This is a genomic window from Streptomyces sp. NPDC045021, from assembly GCF_056432645.1.
In genome coordinates this window covers 1-752 of the sequence record NZ_JBWKIQ010000037.1, presented here as the reverse complement: position 1 = coordinate 752, position 752 = coordinate 1, and the positions used below count along the sequence as shown (strand labels likewise).

General features: G+C 69.4%; 1 protein-coding gene. It reads right to left on the bottom strand.

The features are described 5' to 3' along the window. Positions 1-160: 160 nt before the first annotated feature. Positions 161-427, bottom strand: coding sequence for a hypothetical protein (locus AC07DC_RS41900; protein WP_478920230.1), 267 nt, complete (start codon positions 425-427; stop codon positions 161-163). Between the last annotated feature and the right edge of the window lie 325 nt (positions 428-752).

Genomic DNA, 752 nt, shown 5'->3' with positions numbered 1-752 from the left:
ATAAGACACCCGTTTTTTTAATTTGGGGTCCCGCCCCTGTGGGGTTTTTTGGGGGGGGGGGGGGGGCGCCCCGCCCCCGGCCCCCGTCCCCCGCCCCCCCCACCACAGCACGGCGGTTCGCCGACGCCTGCGAGCCTCGTCGAAACCGCTCCGGAGCGGTTCAGTCGCCACTGCGGAGGCGCACGAATCTCCGCTTTGCGTGCCGCCCGAGGCCGGCACGGACCTCCGCGACCGGGCCGTCGGCGACCGGGATCACCGTGAGGTCGAGGACCGGAACGAACTCGGGCCTGCCGGTCCGCCCATGAATGGCGGCCGCGACGGCAGCGGCCTGGGTCCCGTCCAGCCGCGGCGTGGTGACCACCGGCCGCCCGTCCATCTCCAGCACCACCGCGACCGGCCGCCGCACTGATCCCACGACGCCGATCACCCGGGCATCAAGAGTCTCCGACGTGCACTGGCGAAGAGGCGGTATTTGAAAGCTGCGGTATTCGCCTGTCCGGGGTGTCCCGGGTTTGGCAAACCTTGGGTAGTGATGTCACGAAACGTCTATGGTCGCTGTCTCACTGCGTGCGCGTGGTGGCGTTGATCGGGGGCGGGGTTGGTGGCGGAGCGGCTGCTGGTGGATTTACGGGCTGATGGCCGGGTGCAGGTGTCGTGGTGGCCTGCCGGGGAGCAGTACGCGCGGCCTGTCGGTGATCCGGTGGAGCTGGTGTGGCCGCTGACCGATGATGATCTGGCGGATCTGCGGTGGT